This window comes from Ramlibacter sp. PS3R-8, from assembly GCF_037572435.1.
GTDB lineage: Bacteria > Pseudomonadota > Gammaproteobacteria > Burkholderiales > Burkholderiaceae_C > Ramlibacter.
Genome location: NZ_JBBHGT010000001.1, coordinates 1019711 through 1037213, shown reverse-complemented (window position 1 = coordinate 1037213; position 17503 = coordinate 1019711). Strand labels below are relative to the sequence as shown.

The following is a 17503-nucleotide window of genomic DNA, read 5'->3' as shown; positions in this document are numbered from 1 at the left end:
CCGTCACTTCGCGATGCCCACGGCCTTCATCGTCGCGCCGAGTTCGGCGTCCGACTTGGCCATGAAGCGGCCGAAGTCGTCCGGCCCGGCGTAGATCACGCCGAAGCCGCGGCCCGCCATGAAGTCCTGGTATTCCTTGCTGTTGGCGACCTTCTGCACGGTGGCCGCCAGCTTGGTGCGCACGTCGGCCGGGATGCCCTTGGGCGCGACGATGCCGCGCCACGCCGCCATCGTCCAGTCGCTGCCGATGGCCGACTTGAGCGTCGGCACGTTGGGGTACAGCGCAGCCGGCTTGTCGTTCATGATCGCCAGGCTCTTGACCTTGCCGGCGTCGATCAGCGCGCGCGCCTCCGGCAGCGACACCGGGGCGATCTCGATGCCGCCCGCCACCATGTCCTGCAGGCCGGGCGCGGCGCCGTTGCTGGGCACCCAGGGCACGGAGCCGGGATCCATCTTCTGGTCGCGCAGCAGGCCGGCGATGGCCAGGTGCCAGATGCCGCCCTGGCCCGTGCCCGAGGCCTTGAACTTGCCCGGATTCGCCTTGATGGCCGCCAGCAGGTCCTGCACGGTCTTGTACGGCGCATCGGCGCGCACGTTGATGCTGGCCGGATCGGCATTCACCAGGCCGATGGGCGTGTACGACGCGCCGGTCAGGTCGGTCAGGCCCTGCCAGTGCATCATGCCGATCTCCACCGTGGCCAGGCCGATGGTGTAGCCGTCGGGCGGCGCCGAGGCGATGGCCGCGTGGCCCACCACGCCGCTGCCGCCCGTGCGGTTGACCACGTTCACCGGCTGTCCCAGCTCCTTCTCCATCAGGCTGCCGATGATGCGGGCGGTGGCGTCGGTGCCGCCGCCGGCGCCCCACGGCACGATCAGCGTGATGGGCCGTGCGGGGTAATTCTGCGCGGCAGCGGGAAAGGCGGCGGCCAGCGCGGCGGCAGCGAAGGCGCCCGCGATCAGCGAGCGGCGGGAAGGACGGGTCATGCTTGGTCTCCTGGTCGCGAATTCGGAAAGGGTGCGACCCGCAGGGAATCTATCCGGCATACGCCGCCGGCGGCATAGGGATGACCCTCTCAATCGCCCAGGGCCAACAGCCTCTGGATCAGCGCCGCGTCCGCCATGCCGGTTTCCGGCAATTCGCTGCTGCGCTGGAAAGCGCGGATGAAGCGCGCCGAGGCGTTGCCGTAGATGCCGTCGGCGCGCACGTCGCAGCCTTGGTCGGACAGCGCCAGCTGCACCAGCCGCACGTCCAGGCCGCGCTGCAACGGGGACTGCACGCCCAGCGGGCGGCTCCCCGGCTGCGGCCCGTCGTAGCAGTTCGGCGGCAGCGCGGACAAGGTGCCGAGCGAAATCTCGTGGCCTCGCACCACCAGTGGCAATTGCAGGCCCCACGCTTCCTGGTCGATGAGCCGCTGGAATGCGTCCATGCGGTAGACGGTGGCGCGCAGCAGCGCGTTGCCGTGCGTGGCCAGCCACTCGCGCCGGTTGCGCACGTAGCGCTGCACCCAGTCATGTTCGCCCAGCCCGTTGATCGTGCCGCTGGCGTTGGTGCGATCGCGCAGCGGCGTCCACGACCCGTGCACCCAGCTGTCGTAGACCACGGCGGTGCCCAGCGGCGAGCGGATTCCCAGCCGGCTGGCGGACCGCGCGGCCGGCTCCCAGAACAGCTCGTCGAAGAAGGCGTCCTGCACGTCGCGCATCACCGGGTCGTCGGCACTGGCGCGCAGCAGGTTGTGCAGCTTCTGGTCGGCATCCGCCGCCGGGCTGCGCGTGGCCAGCGCCGGCAGCCAGGGCCGCAGGCGGGCGCCGAAACGCGCCCCCGCCATTGCGCAATAGCGCGAGACCAGCAGGTGCAGGTTGCCCGAGCCCAGCGTGGTCTGGGCCCGGCCATAGGTGAGCCGGCCGGTGTCACCCGGCAGCAGCGTGACGGCGCTGTAGTCGCCGCGCACCTCGCCGGTCTCGAAGATGTTGACGATGGCCCGCGCGGCCAGGGCCTGCGTCGCTGCCAGCGGAGCCGGGCCGCCGTCGGCCATGGCGACCGGGCGGGTATAGCGGATGGTGCAGTAGCCGGGCAGGGTGGGGTCGTCGCTGCATTCCAGCACGCGATGCCCGCAAGCCTCCAGGTCCTGGCGGTGCGCGGTGCAATCGGCGCAGGCCACGGTGGTGCTGAAAACGTCGCTCATGGACATCTCCCCAGGAGGTTGGGCATGGAACCTTAATGCAGAGCCACCCGGGCCGCATACCCCGCCGGTCGGCACGCCGCGCCGTCCCGATAAGATTGCCGGATGCGATCGACCAGCGGCGGCCTCGTCTACTCCACCGATGCGGGCCGCATGTGCCCCGCCTGCCGGCGACCCGTGGCCCAGTGCGCCTGCCGCAAGGCCGCGCCCGTGCCTGCCGGCGACGGCATCGTGCGGGTGCAGCGCGAAACCAAGGGGCGCGGCGGCAAGGCCGTCACCCTGGTGCGCGGCGTGCCGGTGGACGCCGATGCGCTGGCCGCGCTGGGCAAGGAGCTCAAGGCCGCGTGCGGCAGCGGCGGCACCGTCAAGGACGGCGTCGTCGAAGTGCAGGGCGACCATGTGGAAAAAGTCATGGGATGGCTGCAGCACCGCGGTTACAAGGTCAAGCGCGCCGGTGGCTAGCCGTGGTTAGATGCCCGGGATGACACCTGCCCTCCACCGCGCCCGGGCCTGGAGCATCGAGCGCTTGCGCAGCGGCTGGGAACTGGCGCGCCGCCATCCCGTTCGCAGCGCGCTCGTGCCGCCGGCGCTGCTGCTGGCCTACGTGCTCGTGCTGATTCCGTTCACGCCCAGCATCTCCGACATCCGCAAGGCCAGGTCCGAAGTCCCGTCCGTGGTGATGTCGGCCGACGGCATCGTGCTGGCCGAGTTCAAGCGCCTGAACCGGGAGTGGGTGCCGCTGGCGCGCATCGCGCCGTCGGCCGTGCAGGCCCTGATCGCCACCGAGGACCACCGCTTCTACCAGCACCACGGCATCGACATCCGCCGCACCGGCGCCGCGGTGCTCAACACGCTGCAGGGCCATCGGCAAGGTGGCTCCACCATCACGCAGCAGCTGGCGCGCAACCTGTATCCCGAGGAGATCGGCCGCGCGGTCTCGCTGAACCGCAAGGCCAAGGAGGCGATCACGGCGTTGAAGATCGAGGCCGTCTACTCCAAGGACGAGATCCTGGAGACCTACCTCAACACCGTTCCCTTCCTCTACAACGCGTTCGGCATCGAGATGGCCGCGCGCACCTATTTCGACAAGACGGCCGACAAGCTGGACGTGCTGGAGAGCGCCACGCTGATCGGCATGTTGAAGGGCACCAGCTACTACAACCCGGTGCTCAATCCCGATCGGGCCAAGGACCGGCGCAACACGGTGCTGGCGCAGATGGTCAAGCACGGCAAGTTGCCGGCAGACCGTGCCAAGGTGCTGGCGGCGCGGCCGCTGCGGCTGGAGTTCGAGCGCCAGCCCGAGCCGGTGGGCATCGCACCCCACGTCGCGCAGCAGGTGCGCAAGTGGCTGATCGCATGGGCCGACCGCGAGGACTACGACATCCACGCCGACGGCCTCGTGGTGCGCACGACGATCGACACGCGCCTGCAGAAGGCGGCCAACCAGGCCGTCGTGCGCCAGGTCAAGCAGTTGCAGGACATCGCCGACCGCGGCCGGAAAAAGGGCGAGGAGCGTTCGGTCCTGCAGGCCGGCTTCCTGGCGATCGATCCGCGCGGCGGGCAGGTGAAAGCCTGGGTGGGCAGTCCCGACTATGCGCAGGAGCAGTTCGACCACGTCAACCAGGCGCGGCGCCAGCCGGGGTCGACTTTCAAGCCTTTCGTCTACGGCGCGGCTTTCCTGCAGGGCCTGGGGCCGGACGACGCCTTCATCGACCAGCCGGTGTCGCTGCGCGATCGCGGCGGCGCCGTGTGGAGCCCGCGCGACGCCACGCCGCCCACCCACGAGCCGATGACGCTGCGCGACGGGCTGGTCCAGTCCCGCAACAGCATCACCGCGCAACTGGTGGAGCGCATCGGCGCCCAGCGCGTGGCCGACCTCGCGTACAACCTCGGCGTGCGCGAGAGCAAGCTGGAGGCCGTGCCGTCGCTGGCGCTGGGCACCAGCCCGGTGACCCTGCGCGAGATGGTGACGGCCTACGGCACGCTGGCCAACAGCGGCCGGTATCTCGGCGACCCGCAGCTGATCGTGACCGTGGAAGACCGCGCGGGCCGCACGCTGGTGCAGTTCGCCCAGAGCAAGCCGGTGGAGGCGATGCCCAAGCCGCAGGCGCTGAGGCTGGTGGACATGATGCGCGGTGTCATCGACGAGGGCACGGGCACCGCCATCCGCACGCGCTACGGCATCCAGGCCGATGTGGCCGGCAAGACCGGCACCACCCAGGACAACAGCGACGGCTGGTTCATCCTGATGCATCCCGAGATGGTGGCAGGCGCCTGGGTGGGCTTCAACGACAACCGCGTGACCATGGGCGACAGCTGGGGGCAGGGCGCGCGCAGCGCCTTGCCGATCGTGGGCGACTTCTTCGTGCAGGCGCTGCGCTTGCGCGCGATCGACGCTCGCGCGGAATTCGAGATTCCGCGGCCGCGCCCGAAGCCCGTGGAAATCCAGCGGCGGGATCCGGTGCACGAGCTGGTCAACGACCTGCTGGGGCGGCTGTTGCGGATCATCCAGTAGCGCCGCGACGTGCTGCTGCGCAAGGCGCCGGAAGTGCTCAGGGCGCCGGCGCGGTCAGCCCGAGCGCGTGGTACACGCGCAGTGCCGCCCACGCATCGTTGGCCGCATAGAGCAGTTGCGATTCCGAAAGCTGCCGCTGCGCCCAGTTGGACGTGGCGGCGCGCTTCGACTTCAGGTAACGACGGCCGAACAGCACGGCCACTGCCGCCTTGGTGCCCATCTGCCGCCGGTAGCCGCGCTGGCGGAACACCGTGTCGAGGTCCAGCACGTCCTTCGGTTCCACGCCCAGCTTGTGCGTGATGCGGCGCTTGTCGTCGTGCAGCCCGAAGCCGGCCTTGACCACGCCGGTGCGCGCCAGCAACTCGCCGGCGACGGCCCGGCAGTGCGCATCGTGCAGCTGGAACACGAAGGCGCGCTCGAGGGTCGCGAGCTGGATCACGTGCGGCCCTTCGGAAGCTTCGCCGACCTGGAAGGTCGGCTTCGATTCGGTGTCGAAACCCCAGACGTCGGTCTCCAGCAGCACGTCGGCGGCGCGATCCGCCTGCGCGCCGTCGCCCACCAGCGCGATCCGGTCGAGCCCGAGCCGCTCGAACGGCTCCAGCAGCGCGATTTCTTCCGGGGCGGGCAGCACGGGTTCTTGCATGGGCGGGAGGATAGCCCTTCTCCCGAGCAAACCCCTAGCGCGGTCGCCGGGATGCCGTTCGAGAATGTTTGCATGCCAATGCAGTCCACGACTTCCAGGAGAATTTCCATGTCCCGTTTCCGCGTTCGCCTGCTCGCCGCCGTGCCGGCCCTGCTGCTGGGGGTGGCGCTCCCGCTGGCTGCCCAGGCGCAAGGCGCGGCCTGGCCGACCAAGCCGGTGCGCATCGTGGTCACCTTCCCGCCGGGCGGCGCGCCCGACACGCTGGCGCGCGTGCTGGCCGAGAAGTGGGGCAGCCTCGGCCAGCCCGTCACGGTGGACAACAAACCCGGGGCCGGCGGCAACATCGGCGCCGACATCGTCGCCAAGGCGCCCGGCGACGGCTACACGCTGGTGGTCGGCACGGTCGGCACCCACGCCATCAACGCGTCGCTGTACGACAAGATGCCGTACAACAACCTGAAGGACTTCACGCCGATCACCTTCCTGGCCTCCACGCCCAACCTGCTGGTGGTCAACAAGACGGTGCCGGCCAACAACGTCAAGGAGCTGATCGAGCTGGCGAAGAAGCAGCCGCTGGCGTTCGCCTCCTCCGGCAGCGGCACCTCCATCCACCTGTCCGGCGAACTGTTCAACACGCTGGCCGGCGTGAAGATGCAGCACATTCCCTACAAGGGCCGTGCCCAGGCGATCCCCGACGTGCTGGGTGGCCGCGTGCACATGATGTTCGACAACATGCCGTCGTCGCTGCCGCTGGTGAAGTCCGGCGAGCTCAAGGCCATCGCCGTGACCAGCGCGCAGCGTTCGCCGGCGGCGCCGAACATCCCCACCATCGCGGAGTCGGGGCTGCCCGGCTTCGAGGCGACGTCGTGGTTCGCGCTGCTCGGCGCGCCCGGCATGCCGCGCGACGTGCAGATGCGCATCAACGCGGAGACGCTCAAGGTGATGGCCATGCCCGACGTGAAGGAAAAGCTCGCCACCCTCGGCCTGGACATCAACACCGGCACGCCGGATGCGCTGATGGCGCTGATGCAGGCCGAAACGGCCAAGTGGGCCAGGGTCGTCAAGGAATCCGGCGCCAAGGCCGATTGAGGAGAAGGCAACCATGTTCATCCTGCACGGCTCCCCGATCAGCAACTACCACAACAAGGTCAAGCTCGCCCTGTTGGAAAAAGGCATTCCGTTCGAGGAACGCGTGATCGCCTTTCGCGACAAGACGCCGGAAATGCTGGCGGCCTCGCCCATGGGCAAGATCCCCTTCGCCACCACCGAGCACGGCAGCCTGTGCGAGAGCCTGGTGATCCTGGAGTACCTGGAGGCGATGCATCCGACGCCGGCGCTGCTGCCCGCGGATCCCTACGCGGCCGCCAAGGTGCGCGAGCTGGCGAGTGTCGTGGGCTGGCACCTCGAGATGGCCGCGCGGCAGCTCTATCCCTCCGCGTTCTTCGGCGCCCCGGCGCTGTCGGAGAGCAACTCGGCCCGCATCCGCCGCGAAGTCGAGCAAAAGATCGCCGGCTTCCAGCGCCTGGCGAAGTTCGCGCCCTTCGTAGCCGGCGACACCTTCACCATGGCGGATTGCGCCGCCTTCGCGGACCTGCCGGTGGTGGGGCTGGCGACCAAGGCGATCTACGGCGAGGACTTGCTGGTCGCCGCGGGTGTCGACTACAAGCCCTACGTCAAGATGATCGGCGAGCGGCCGGCGGCGCAGAAGGTGGTCGCCGACCGCAAGGCGGCGCAAGTGCGGTAGGAGCGAGCGCTTTGACTCCCGAGCTGCTGCTGCGCCACCTGGACGACGCGACGCCCTGGCCCGCCGGTTGCGGCGTCGGCGTGGCGCAAGCGTACGAACGCGCGCTGAGCGTGCGGCAGTTGCGCCTGGGCCGCGGCGAGCAGCCGCGCGGCTACAAGATCGGCTTCACCAACCGCACGATCTGGGAACGCTACGGCGTGTTCGGGCCGATCTGGGGCACCGTGTGGAACACCACGCTGTCGTTCTGCGACGGCGCGGGCGAGATTTCCTTGGCCGGCACCTGCCAGCCGCGCATCGAGCCCGAATGCGTGTTCGGCCTGAAGGCGGCACCGCCGGCGCGCGCCTCGCTCGACGACCTGCTGGGGTGCGTGGAATGGATCGCGCCGGGCTTCGAGATCGTGCAGTCGCACATGCCGGACTGGAAGTTCACCGCGGCCGACACGGTGGCCGACAGCGGCCTGCACGCGCGCCTGCTGGTCGGCCGCAAGGTGCCGGTGGAACAGCTGCCGCGGGATGCGGCGGCGTTCGACGCGCAACTCGAAGCGGCGCGCATCGTGCTGTTCAACGGCGACGCGCGCAAGGACGAAGGCGTCGGAGCCAACGTCCTCGACGGGCCGCTGCACGCGCTCGCCCATTTCCTGGTGGCGCTGCGCGACTGCCCGGGCGCCACCGACCTGCAGCCCGGCGACGTGGTGACCACGGGCACCTGGACCGACGCGTGGCCGGTGCGACGCGGCGAACATTGGCACGCGGTGTTCGACGCACCGCTGACGCCGTTGCGCGTGCGTTTCACCTGATGGGGGTGGTGGCGAGCGACGGTCCGTGAACGCAGAGGACGCAAAGGTTACGCAGAGGACGCAGAGGGAAGACAGGGAAAGGACAAGAGGGGAAAAAAAGCGAAACGGAAAAACCAGAAATGGTCTTGCGTTTTTCTCTCTGCGTTCTCTGCGTCCTCTAACCGTAACTTTGCGCACTCTGCGTAACCTCTGCGCACTCTGCGTTCACCTTCCCGGATCCTCCATGCCTCGGCAAGTGGGCAGCCAGCCGTGGCCGACTGCCGGCGTCGTCGCACGACTACACGGCAGCGCCGCCGGCAGCACTACGGTACGGCAATCCACTGGAGCATTGCATGTACAAGACAACCGTTCTCCTGCGCGCGCTCGCGCTGGTCCTGCCGCTGGGGTTTGCGGCAGCACCGACGGGCGCCCAGGCGCCCGACCCGAAAAAGGCCGCGACCAAGCAGGCGCATCGCAAGCCGGCGCCCGCGGTCGTCGTGCCGACGCCGTTTCCCGCCGACGCCGTCCAGCACATCCAGCAATTGAACGCCGACGTCCTGACCCCTGAACTCGCCGAGGGCGCCAGGGGGACAGCCGTGATCCGCGCGCAGGTCATGCTGGATCGCGCCTGGTTCACGGTCGGCGAGATCGACGGCAACTTCGGCGCCAACATGAAAAAGGCGATCGTCGCTTTCCAGGCGGCTCGCGAACTGCCTCCCACGGGCAGGCTGGATGCAGCAACGTGGCAGGCCCTCGGCCAGCAGGCCCCGGTCTTCGCGACCTATGTGCTGACGGAGCAGGACGTCGCGGGGCCGTACGTCTCCATCCCCAAGGACGACCCCGAGGCCCAGTCGCAGTTGGCCACGCTGGGCTACCAGAACGTCGAGGAAGCGCTGGGCGAGCGATTCCACATGAGCCCGGCGTTGCTCGTCGCGCTCAACAAGGGCCGCCCGCTGCAAGCCGGCCAGTCCCTGGTGGTCACCGACGTGGGCCGGGCGTTCGCCACGAATTCCAAGGCCGTCTCGCTTCGCATCAACAAGAGCGAGCAGATGCTCTACATCCTGGGCGCCGACAACCGCGTGATGGGGGCGATGCCCGTGACGATCGGCGGCAAGGAGTTCCCGTTGCCCGAAGGCGTGCTGCAGATCGCCGCCCGGGCGCCGAATCCGGACTTCAGCTACAACCCGGCGATCCTGCGCGACCCGAAGAGCGACAAGAAGGTGAAGTTGCCCCCAGGTCCGAACAGCCCGGTCGGCGTGATGTGGCTGTCGCTGAGCAAGCAGCACCTGGGCATCCATGGCACCGCCGAGCCGTCGCAGATGTCGCGCGCCGAAAGCAGCGGCTGCGTGCGCCTGACCAACTGGGACATCGTGCGCTTGTCCAGCATCACCGACAAGGGCATCAACGTGGAAGTGCAGTCATGAAAACAATTCGAATTCCCCTCGTGATCGCCCTGGCGGCGCTGGGCCTGCAAGGTTGCGACATCAACGTCAAGCCGCCGGCAACACAGGCCACGGCGCCGCAGCCGGCGCCGGCGGCGGAGCAACCAGCCGCGCCGCCTGCGCAGCAGCCCGTCGCGCCCGTCGATGCCACGCCGACGCCGGCCCAGGCGGGCGAAGCGCCGGCGCCGGCCGCACAAGCGGAGGCCCCGGCGGACGCGAACGCCTCCGCCACGACCCCGCCGGCTGCTCCGGCGGCGAATGCCATGGGCGCGCAACCCGGTGAGGTGACTGCCGCGCCGTCGGACGGCGTCGCAGCCCCGACCGAGCTCGCGCTCTTTTTCGAGCAAAACCCGATCAAGCCGAAGGCCCCGTGATGCGTTGGCGCTGGCCTGTCGTGATCGCGCTGGCGGCTGCCGGCCTGCAGGGTTGCGGGAAGCAGGCGCCCGTCACCCACGTCGAACCGCCGCGAGCATCCTTGCCGGACAACGCGGTGCTGACGCCCGGTGCAGCATCCGCGCCTGCGGCGCCCGTGATCGCGGCGCCTGCTCCGGCAGTCCCGGCGCCGCAGGCAACTGCACCTGCGCCAACCCCGGCGCCGCAGGCAGCGGTGCCTCCGCCCGCGCGCGCTTTGCCGGCCGTGGGCGATCGCGGCGATGCGCAAGGCTTCGAGCTGCTGGCGCAGCGGCCGCTGGAAGTGCCCGTGGTGGGCATCGCTCCCGCTTCACTGACCGACCAGTACCAGCAAAGCCGTGGCAACCGCAAGCACGAGGGCATCGACATCCTGGCGCCGGCGGGCACCGCGGTGGTGGCGGTGGACGATGGCAAGGTCGTCAAGCTGTTCAACAGCAAGCCGGGTGGACTGACGGTGTACCAGTTCGACCCGCAGGGCCGCATCGCCTACTACTACGCGCACCTGCAAGGCTATGCCGATGGCTTGCGCGAAGGCGCCGAGGTCAAGCGCGGGCAGGTGATCGGCTACGTCGGCAGCACCGGCAACGCCGACCGGGGGACGCCGCACCTGCACTTCGCCGTGTTCCGGCTCGGCACGCCCGCCAGGTGGTGGGAGGGCGAGCCGATCAATCCTTATCCGGCCCTCAGCCGCGCCGCGCCGGCGCAGCAGGTCGCGGGCCGCTGAGGCCGCGCAGCATCGGGAAGCGCCGCGCCAGCGCCAGATACAACAGCGCGCCGAACACCAGCAGCGCCGTTGCGATCCACAGCGACAGGTTGAATCCGGCGGCCGGCGTCGCACTGCGGGCCACCAGCCATGCCGCCAGCGGTGGGCCGGCGATCTGCCCGGCCCCGTACACCATCGTCAGCAGCCCCATGAAGCTGGTCGCCTGTTGCGGGCGCAGGCGGCGCACCTCCTGCAGTCCGAAAAAGGTGATGGCGGTGAATGGCAGCCCGAGCAACAGGCTGCCGATCGCGAAGCCGGCCAGCGTCGGGCTCACCAGGCCGGCGCACACGCCCGCCGCCTGCATGGCGTAGCAGATCGCCAGGCGCACGCGCATGTCGCCACTGGGCGGCAGGCGTGAGGCGCCCAACGCGCCGACCATCACGCCGGCCCCGAACAGCGGCCAGAACAAGTCCAGCCAGTGCGACTCGGGCAGCGCCTGCCGCGCGATCACGGGCAGGAAGGTGGCGGTGATGATGTAGCCGATGCCCGCCAGCCCGTAGGCGGTGGCCAGCAGGCCCATCTCGATGCCGCCCGCCGGAAGTGCCGGCGGCGCCGCTGCGACGCCGCTGGTGCCGGCGACGGGCGCCGCGATCCCGTTGCGCACGTGGAACACGCGCCACACCAACGCCGTCAACACCACCGCCAGCACGCCGAAAGTGAACCAGCCGACCGCGGCCAGCGCGCCCCATTGCACCAGCACGGTCGCCGCCAGCCCGCTCGCCACGATGCCCGCGCCGGGCCCGACGAAGATCAGGGCCCCCATGGATGGCACGCCCCGGCGTGCCAGTTGCTCCAGGCACCATCCGGAGGTATAGAGGAACACCACCGCGCTCGCCACCCCGGCGGCGAACCGCAACAGCGTCCAGGCCGCAGTCCAGTCCGCCGCCATGGCCAGCGTGAGCAATGCCGTGACCGCGAGGCCGATGCGCACGAGGCGCGGCCCGTTCACGACCGCAGACCAGCCGAAGCGGCGCCACAGCCAGGGCTGGAAGGTGCATGCCAGCGCGCCGAGCAGGTAGCCGAGGTAATTGGCGCTCGCCAGCAGGCTGGCGCCGGCCAGCGTGAGGGAGCGTTCGGCCAGCATCAGGGGCAACAGGGGCGTGAAGGCGAAGCGGCCGATGCCCATCGCGACCGCCAGTGCGACGAGGCCGGCCAGCGCGATGGCGATCGGTCGCGGGGAAGGGGAGGGAACGGACATGGGGCGCGCAGTTTCGCATGGCGCGAAGGGCGCCTGGCCGGTGCGGATACGATCACGCCCCATGAAACTCCTCCTCGCGCTGCGACCCTGCAGCCCCGGACTGGCGCGCCGGCTGGCCGCCGACGACGCCCTCGCACGGGCGCTCGGCGCCAAGCCCAACCCCGCGGTCGGCTATGTGTTCTCCCGCTTCTTCGACGCCGGGGGGCCGGTGCTGGGCAAGCTGCTGGACCTGGCCGAGGGCGAGCCGGTGAGCTTCCTGCGCGACATGCAGTGCAGTCCGGCCGAACTGCAATCGGCCTCGCACGTGGAGGCCGTGGCGCGCTCGAGCGTGCCGCAAAGCCGCGCGGACTCGAAGGCCACCATGGCGGCGTACCACCAGGACAGCCTGCATGCCACGTCGAGCCGGTGGTCGGTGCGGCTGCCGCAGCGCATCTACCTGTCCAAGGCGGTCGCCGAATCGGCCATCAGCCACGTGGACGAATGGACCGGCGAGTACGTGCTGGGCGCGCAGGCCGCGCAGGCCTTGCGGGACAGCGGGCTCACCGGCTTCGATTTGCGGCCGGTGCTGCACCACAAGACCGGCTCGGCGCACGATGCCGGCCACCACCTGGTGGCCCGCGAGCTGCTGCCGGCGGCGCTGGAGGACGCCACCATCTTCGAGACCTTCGACGACGGCCCGCGCCAGCCCTCCACGCCCCGCCGCTACGGCTTCCTCAGTTACGCGCAGGGCGCGCTCCAGCCCAGCCCGGACCTGGCGCGCACCGCCGAACCCTGGGGCGCCTGGCGCACGCCGGTCTGGATCGTGCGACAGCGCGTTCGCGGCTGGTTCGAGTCGGCGCAGGTGCGCGGCTGGAAGTTCCAGCCGGTGCTGGAGGAGGGCACCGCCCCGCATGGGGAACACACCCAGCGCTGGGGCGACCTGCTCGGGCGGCTGCGCGCGGCCGGCGCCAGCGTGGTGGCTTAGCCTCACCCAAATGGCTTTTCCAATCGACGGCGCGACCATCACCCACGGCATCCAGCTGGCCGTGGCGCCGGTGTTCCTGCTGACGGCGGTGTCCGGGATGATCGCCGCCGTGGCCGGCCGGCTGGGGCGCATCATCGACCGCGCCCGCCTGGTGGAGGACCGCGCGCTCGTCGCGACCGACCCGGACTGGCTGGCGCGCGCCAGCCTGGAGCTGCAGCAGCTGCGCCGGCGCGGTCGCCTGGCCAATGGCTGCATCGCCCTGCTCACGACGTGCGCCTTCCTCATCGGACTGACCATCATCCTGCTGTTCCTCGGCGAGACCGGCGGCATCGCCGTGAGCGGATGGGCAGTGGCCAGCTTCCTCGCGGGCGTGGTGTGTTTCCTGGCGGCGCTTCTGTGCTTCCTGGCGGAAACGTACCTGGCCACGCGCCTGCTGGATTTCCGCGTGCGCAGTCGACCCGCTGGTCCGCCCGCTTGAAGCGCAGCCCGCGCAGCGCTAGCATGGAGAGGCTCCCGGTCGGGGGCTGGAGTGCAACATGCCGCAGCTGATCGCCAGCGTCAAGGGTGTCGAGGTCAAGCACGTGTTCCTGAAAAAGGAACGCACGACGCTGGGGCGCAAGGCCGGCAACGACATCGTGCTGGACACCATGGTCGTCAGCGGCCAGCACTGCGCGTTCGAGATCGTGGGCGTGGCCGACGTTTTCCTGCAGGACCTGGGCAGCACCAACGGCACCTATGTCAATGACCGCATGATCAAGGACCGCACCAGGCTGCAGGACGGCGACGTCATCGCCATCGGCCCCTACCGCATCAAGTACCTGCAGGCGAGCGAGGAGCCCAGCAGCTTCTTCGGCACCACGGCCATGCAGATCGACGCGCGCGAATTGCAGGCCAGCTTCATGGTGGTCAGCGGCACGTCCAGCGGCCTGGAGATCCCGATCGTCAAGGCCGTCACCACGTTCGGCAAGCCCGGCGTGTCCGTGGTGTCGGTGGCGCAGCGGCGTGGCGGCTACTTCGTGGCGCGGCTCGGTGGCGAGACGATCCCCCTGCTCAACGCCACCCCGGTCGGCGAGGATCCCGTGCAACTGGTGGACCACGACATCCTCGAGCTGGCCGGCACCCGCATGCGGTTCCAGCTCAGGGAATGAAGCACAATGCGCGAATGGGGCTGATCGACCGGATTTTCAAGGGCAAGGAGAAGGACCAGGGCGGGCCCGCCAGTTCGCATTTCTACGAAAGCGAGCCGTCCTCCGGCGACGAGCCGTCACGCAACGCGCCGCGGCGCGAGCTGGTGCAGGTGATCCTGCGCGACACCATGCGCAAGCACGGCATCCCCTCCGACTGGATCGAAAGTCGCGTCCTTTCCACGGTCAGCCGCAGCGGCCGCCCCGGCCTGCACGTCAATTTCGTCGTGAAGAGCGCACACCAGCAGATGCTCGGCTACGTGTTCCCCTTCCAGGCCAGCTTCGAGCGCGAACTGGCCCGCTTCGAGCCGCGCGCCCGCGATTGGCTCATGAGCCTGGCCTGGGAGTTCCAGGACTTCAAGGTCGACGATCTCCCGGACCCCAAGACTTTCGCGGCCAGCGGGCCGGCGCCGCTGGCGGAGCTGAAGGAGGCGCACACCGCACGGTCCTTCGCGCCCACCCATGATCCGGCCGCGGACGAGGAAGAGCGCAAGAACGAGGAAGATGTCGAGCGGGACCTCAAGGCCTTGTTTGCCATCCGCGACGCCGCACTGGCCGATGCCGCGCGCAAGCCGCCCCTGCCCGGCCACGGGGACTTCGCGCCCACCCAGCCGTTCAAGGATTCCGGCAAGGGCGGCTGAGACGAAGTGGCGATCCCAGAACTGCCGGCGGACGTGCGCCGGTTCATCCTGACCAGCATTCCGTCCGTGCCTTACCTCGAGGCGGCGCTGCTGCTGCGCGCCGAGCCGCAGCAGGCCTGGACGGACTCGCTGCTGGCGCAACGCCTGTACGTGCCCGAGCGCACCGCAGCCGAGCTGCTGGCCCAACTGCGCCAGGCGGGCGTGGTGACGGCCGCCGACGGATCCTCGGTGCGCTTCGCGCCGTTGCCGGAGCTGGCGGTGCTGCTCGACCGGCTGGCCGCGGTGTACACGGCGCACCTCATGACCGTCACGAACCTCATTCACTCGCGGCTCGAGCGGCGCGCGCATCAGTTCGCGGACGCTTTCCGCTTCCGCAAGGACAAGGAGTAGCCGTGGCAGCACTGATCTATGGCCTGTGCGCCGTGACCTCCATCACCTGCTTCGTGTTGCTGTTCCGAAGCTGGCGGGCCAGCGGCGCGCGGCTGTTGTTCTGGAGCGCGCTGTGTTTCGGCGCGTTGAGTGTCAACAACGTGCTGCTGGTGCTGGACCGCGTGGTGTTCCCGGTGGAGGTGGATCTCGGCTACCCCCGGCTCGTTGCAGCGCTGGTGGCCGTGCTGCTGCTGCTGTTCGGGTTGATCTGGGAGGAGGACTGACCATGCATGAAATCCTCACGGGCGCCGTCGCCATGGGGTGGCTGCTGGTCGGCGTCTTCTTCTTTCGTTTCTGGCGGCGCACGCGCGACCGCTTCTTCCTGTGGTTCGCGCTGTCTTTCTGGCTGGAATCGTTCAACCGCATCGCGCTGGGCATCGTGGATGGCGCCGGGGAGGACGCGCCGCTGATCTACGGCCTGCGCGTCGTCTCCTACGGCTTCATCCTGCTGGCGATCTGGCAGAAGAACCGCCCCCGTCGCTAGGAGGCGGCGCGGCTCAGAATTTCGGGATGTGCAGCGTTTTGCTGATCATCAGGCTGCCGGACAGCACGAACAGCAGCGACAGCGGATGGAAGTTCCAGGGGCCGATGTCGTACACGCCGCCCCAGATGCGGTCGCCCATGGCGCCCTGCCAGGCGGCAGCCGCCAGGATGCCGGTGAGGACCACGCTGGTCGGAATGGGCGTGCCTTCGAAATACTTCACCTTGCCGCTCTCGTTGCCTGCGAGCTGTTCGGCCGTCACGTTGTAGCGCGCCAAACGGCTGACGCCGCAGCAGACGAAGTACACCAGGGCCGCGGCGTCCCAGCCGCCTTGCAGGCCGGCGGCGAAGGCCAGCGCGGCCGGGGCCATGCCGAAGGAGATGACGTCGGAAAGCGAATCGAGCTCGCGGCCCAGCGCGGAGTGCTGGTGCCGGGCGCGGGCGATGCGTCCGTCCAGCACGTCGAAGATGAAGGCGGCGGGGGCCAGCGCAGCGGCGGCCATGAAGTGCGACATGTCGCGGCTGGCCATGAACGTCATCGCCAGCAGGATGGCGCCCACCCCGCAGGCCGCGTTGCCCAGCGTGAAGAAATCGGCCAGGTGGAATTCCCGGAGCATCGAGAAATGACGGGGTGCGCTGCGTTCCATGGAAGCCTCTTCGTTGTGGCCCCGACGATACGCACCAGCTAGGTGGCGGGCCGTAGTCGCGGGACATCCCGGAATGTAGTCGGGCGACTACGGGCCCACCGGGTTGCGTCTTCGTCGCGACCCGGCCTGCGGCCCATGCGCGCGCGCAGCCGCGCCCCGGCATGTGGAAACCCCGGTTTCCAGCCCGGCCGCAATCGCGTCCAATCGACCCATGCCTGCCAGCCGCGAAGCCATCGAATCTCCTTACGCCTGGGCGCGGCTCACCATGTCCCTGCTGCTCATGACCATCGGCGGGTCGGGCATGTACGCCGTCACCGTGGTGCTGCCGCACATGCAGCGCGACTTCGGCATCGACCGCGGCGCTGCATCGCTGCCGTACACGTTGACCATGATCGGCTTTGGCGTCGGTGGCATCGTGATGGGGCGGCTGTCCGACCGCTTCGGCGTCATGGTGCCGGTGATGATCGGCGCGGTCGGGCTGGGCATCGGTTTCATCGGCGCGGGACTGGCGCCGGGGCCGGTGCTGTTCGGGCTGATGCAGGGACTGTTCGTCGGGCTGCTCGGCACCTCCGCCACCTTCGCACCGCTGGTGGCCGACACCACGCGCTGGTTCGACCGCCGCCGAGGCATCGCGTTGGCGATCTGCATGAGCGGCAACTACACGGCGGGCGCCGCGTGGCCGCCGGTGATGCAGTACTTCATCGACACGGTGGGCTGGCGCCAGACCTATGTCGGCATGGGCATCTTCTGCGTGGCCAGCATGCTGCCGCTGGCGCTGTTCCTGCGGCGGCGGCCGCCGGCGCAGCAGTCCGCCGCGCCGGCCACGGCGGCCACGCCATCCACCGTGTCGGAGCGCCCGCTGGGCCTGTCGCCGAACGTGCTGCTGGGGCTGCTCTGCGTGGCCGGTGTCTCGTGCTGCGTGGCGATGTCGATGCCGCAGGTGCACATCGTCGCTTACTGTGGTGACCTCGGCTTCGGCGCGGCCCGCGGCGCGGAGATGCTGTCGCTGATGCTCGGGATGGGCGTGGTGAGCCGGCTGGTGTCGGGATGGATCTCCGACCGCATCGGCGGCCTGCGCACGCTGCTGCTCGGCTCGCTGCTGCAGGGGGTGGCGCTGCTGATGTTCCTGCCCTCCGACGGGCTCATGTCGCTGTACCTGGTGTCGGGGATGTTCGGGTTGTTCCAGGGCGGCATCGTGCCGGCCTACGCGCTGATCGTGCGCGAGTACTTCCCGCCGCAGCAGGCCGGCGCGCGCACCGGCACGGTCCTGATGGCCACGCTGCTCGGCATGGCGCTGGGCGGGTGGATGTCGGGCGCGGTGTTCGACCTGACCGGTTCGTACCGCGCCGCCTTCCTGAACGGCATCGCCTGGAACCTGCTGAACCTGGCCATCGTGGGCTCGCTGGTGTGGCGGGCGCACTCGCTCGGCCTCTTCGTCGGCTACGCCGCGGGAAGGCGGGCGGCTGCCTGATCTATAGTCGGCGGC

21 protein-coding genes are annotated in these 17503 nt (G+C 69.7%); 16 read left to right on the top strand and 5 right to left on the bottom strand.

From position 1 onward, the window contains the following. Nucleotides 1-3: 3 nt before the first annotated feature. Together WG902_RS04850 and WG902_RS04845 are read right to left on the bottom strand one after the other, a co-directional pair. Complete coding sequence (locus WG902_RS04850; protein WP_340058805.1) at nt 4-984, bottom strand: tripartite tricarboxylate transporter substrate binding protein; 981 nt, start codon at nt 982-984, stop codon at nt 4-6. 89 nt (nt 985-1073) lie between these two features. Next, a complete protein-coding gene (locus WG902_RS04845; RefSeq protein ID WP_340058804.1) occupies nt 1074-2183 on the bottom strand; it encodes a peptidoglycan-binding protein in 1110 nt (369 codons plus the stop codon). A gap of 102 nt (nt 2184-2285) precedes the next feature. On the opposite strand from WG902_RS04845, the gene WG902_RS04840 reads away from it, so the two are divergent. Further along, nucleotides 2286-2642 (top strand): translation initiation factor Sui1, encoded by a 357-nt coding sequence (locus WG902_RS04840; RefSeq protein WP_340058803.1) that lies wholly within the window; start codon nt 2286-2288, stop codon nt 2640-2642. Between the two features lie 19 nt (nt 2643-2661). Beyond that, nucleotides 2662-4695 carry a penicillin-binding protein 1A gene (locus tag WG902_RS04835; protein WP_340058802.1) on the top strand — a complete coding sequence of 678 codons (2034 nt, stop codon included), beginning with the start codon at nt 2662-2664 and terminating at the stop codon, nt 4693-4695. A gap of 37 nt (nt 4696-4732) precedes the next feature. Here the strand turns inward: WG902_RS04835 and WG902_RS04830 are convergent, their stop codons facing one another. Then, a complete protein-coding gene (locus tag WG902_RS04830) occupies nt 4733-5338 on the bottom strand; it encodes a 3'-5' exonuclease (RefSeq protein ID WP_340058801.1) in 606 nt (201 codons plus the stop codon). Nucleotides 5339-5446: 108 nt separating this feature from the next. Between WG902_RS04830 and WG902_RS04825 the strand changes: the two genes are divergently transcribed. From WG902_RS04825 to WG902_RS04800, 6 genes are all read left to right on the top strand, one after another. Further along, the gene (locus WG902_RS04825; RefSeq protein ID WP_340058800.1) at nt 5447-6427 is read left to right on the top strand and encodes a Bug family tripartite tricarboxylate transporter substrate binding protein; all 981 of its coding nucleotides are present in this window, start codon (nt 5447-5449) and stop codon (nt 6425-6427) included. A 13-nt stretch (nt 6428-6440) separates the two neighbouring features. Continuing rightward, entirely contained in the window at nt 6441-7082 is a 642-nt protein-coding gene (locus tag WG902_RS04820) for a glutathione S-transferase family protein (protein WP_340058799.1), read from the top strand. 11 nt (nt 7083-7093) lie between these two features. Then, nucleotides 7094-7879 (top strand): 2-keto-4-pentenoate hydratase, encoded by a 786-nt coding sequence (locus WG902_RS04815; RefSeq protein ID WP_340058798.1) that lies wholly within the window; start codon nt 7094-7096, stop codon nt 7877-7879. 332 nt (nt 7880-8211) lie between these two features. Beyond that, nucleotides 8212-9282 (top strand): L,D-transpeptidase family protein, encoded by a 1071-nt coding sequence (locus tag WG902_RS04810; protein WP_340058797.1) that lies wholly within the window; start codon nt 8212-8214, stop codon nt 9280-9282. Next, on the top strand, nt 9279-9674 hold the full coding sequence (locus WG902_RS04805) for a hypothetical protein (protein ID WP_340058796.1): 396 nt from the start codon (nt 9279-9281) through the stop codon (nt 9672-9674). Before WG902_RS04810 ends, WG902_RS04805 begins: the two co-directional genes overlap by 4 nt. After that, nucleotides 9674-10435, top strand: coding sequence for a M23 family metallopeptidase (locus WG902_RS04800; RefSeq protein ID WP_340058795.1), 762 nt, complete (start codon nt 9674-9676; stop codon nt 10433-10435). Before WG902_RS04805 ends, WG902_RS04800 begins: the two co-directional genes overlap by 1 nt. On the opposite strand, the gene WG902_RS04795 is transcribed toward WG902_RS04800, so the two are convergent. Then, the gene (locus tag WG902_RS04795) at nt 10395-11672 is read right to left on the bottom strand and encodes a YbfB/YjiJ family MFS transporter (protein ID WP_340058793.1); all 1278 of its coding nucleotides are present in this window, start codon (nt 11670-11672) and stop codon (nt 10395-10397) included. The genes WG902_RS04800 and WG902_RS04795 overlap by 41 nt on opposite strands. A gap of 61 nt (nt 11673-11733) precedes the next feature. On the opposite strand from WG902_RS04795, the gene WG902_RS04790 reads away from it, so the two are divergent. The 7 genes from WG902_RS04790 to WG902_RS04760 are packed head-to-tail and all read left to right on the top strand — an operon-like array spanning nt 11734 to nt 15374. Further along, nucleotides 11734-12636, top strand: a complete 903-nt coding sequence (locus WG902_RS04790; protein ID WP_340058792.1) for a hypothetical protein — start codon at nt 11734-11736, stop codon at nt 12634-12636. A 10-nt stretch (nt 12637-12646) separates the two neighbouring features. Beyond that, on the top strand, nt 12647-13114 hold the full coding sequence (locus WG902_RS04785) for a DUF2721 domain-containing protein (RefSeq protein ID WP_340058791.1): 468 nt from the start codon (nt 12647-12649) through the stop codon (nt 13112-13114). A 58-nt stretch (nt 13115-13172) separates the two neighbouring features. Then, nucleotides 13173-13784 (top strand): FHA domain-containing protein, encoded by a 612-nt coding sequence (locus tag WG902_RS04780; protein ID WP_340058790.1) that lies wholly within the window; start codon nt 13173-13175, stop codon nt 13782-13784. Nucleotides 13785-13798: 14 nt separating this feature from the next. Next, nucleotides 13799-14461, top strand: coding sequence for a hypothetical protein (locus tag WG902_RS04775; protein WP_340058789.1), 663 nt, complete (start codon nt 13799-13801; stop codon nt 14459-14461). A gap of 6 nt (nt 14462-14467) precedes the next feature. Beyond that, entirely contained in the window at nt 14468-14851 is a 384-nt protein-coding gene (locus WG902_RS04770; RefSeq protein WP_340058788.1) for a hypothetical protein, read from the top strand. 2 nt (nt 14852-14853) lie between these two features. Beyond that, nucleotides 14854-15114, top strand: a complete 261-nt coding sequence (locus WG902_RS04765; protein ID WP_340058787.1) for a DUF5985 family protein — start codon at nt 14854-14856, stop codon at nt 15112-15114. A gap of 2 nt (nt 15115-15116) precedes the next feature. Beyond that, nucleotides 15117-15374 carry a DUF5985 family protein gene (locus WG902_RS04760; protein WP_340058786.1) on the top strand — a complete coding sequence of 86 codons (258 nt, stop codon included), beginning with the start codon at nt 15117-15119 and terminating at the stop codon, nt 15372-15374. A 13-nt stretch (nt 15375-15387) separates the two neighbouring features. Here WG902_RS04760 and WG902_RS04755 read toward each other — a convergent pair whose 3' ends face one another. Next, entirely contained in the window at nt 15388-16017 is a 630-nt protein-coding gene (locus WG902_RS04755; protein ID WP_340058785.1) for a CDP-alcohol phosphatidyltransferase family protein, read from the bottom strand. A gap of 211 nt (nt 16018-16228) precedes the next feature. Between WG902_RS04755 and WG902_RS04750 the strand changes: the two genes are divergently transcribed. Next, nucleotides 16229-17488 carry an MFS transporter gene (locus WG902_RS04750; RefSeq protein ID WP_340058784.1) on the top strand — a complete coding sequence of 420 codons (1260 nt, stop codon included), beginning with the start codon at nt 16229-16231 and terminating at the stop codon, nt 17486-17488. Nucleotides 17489-17503: the final 15 nt, after the last annotated feature.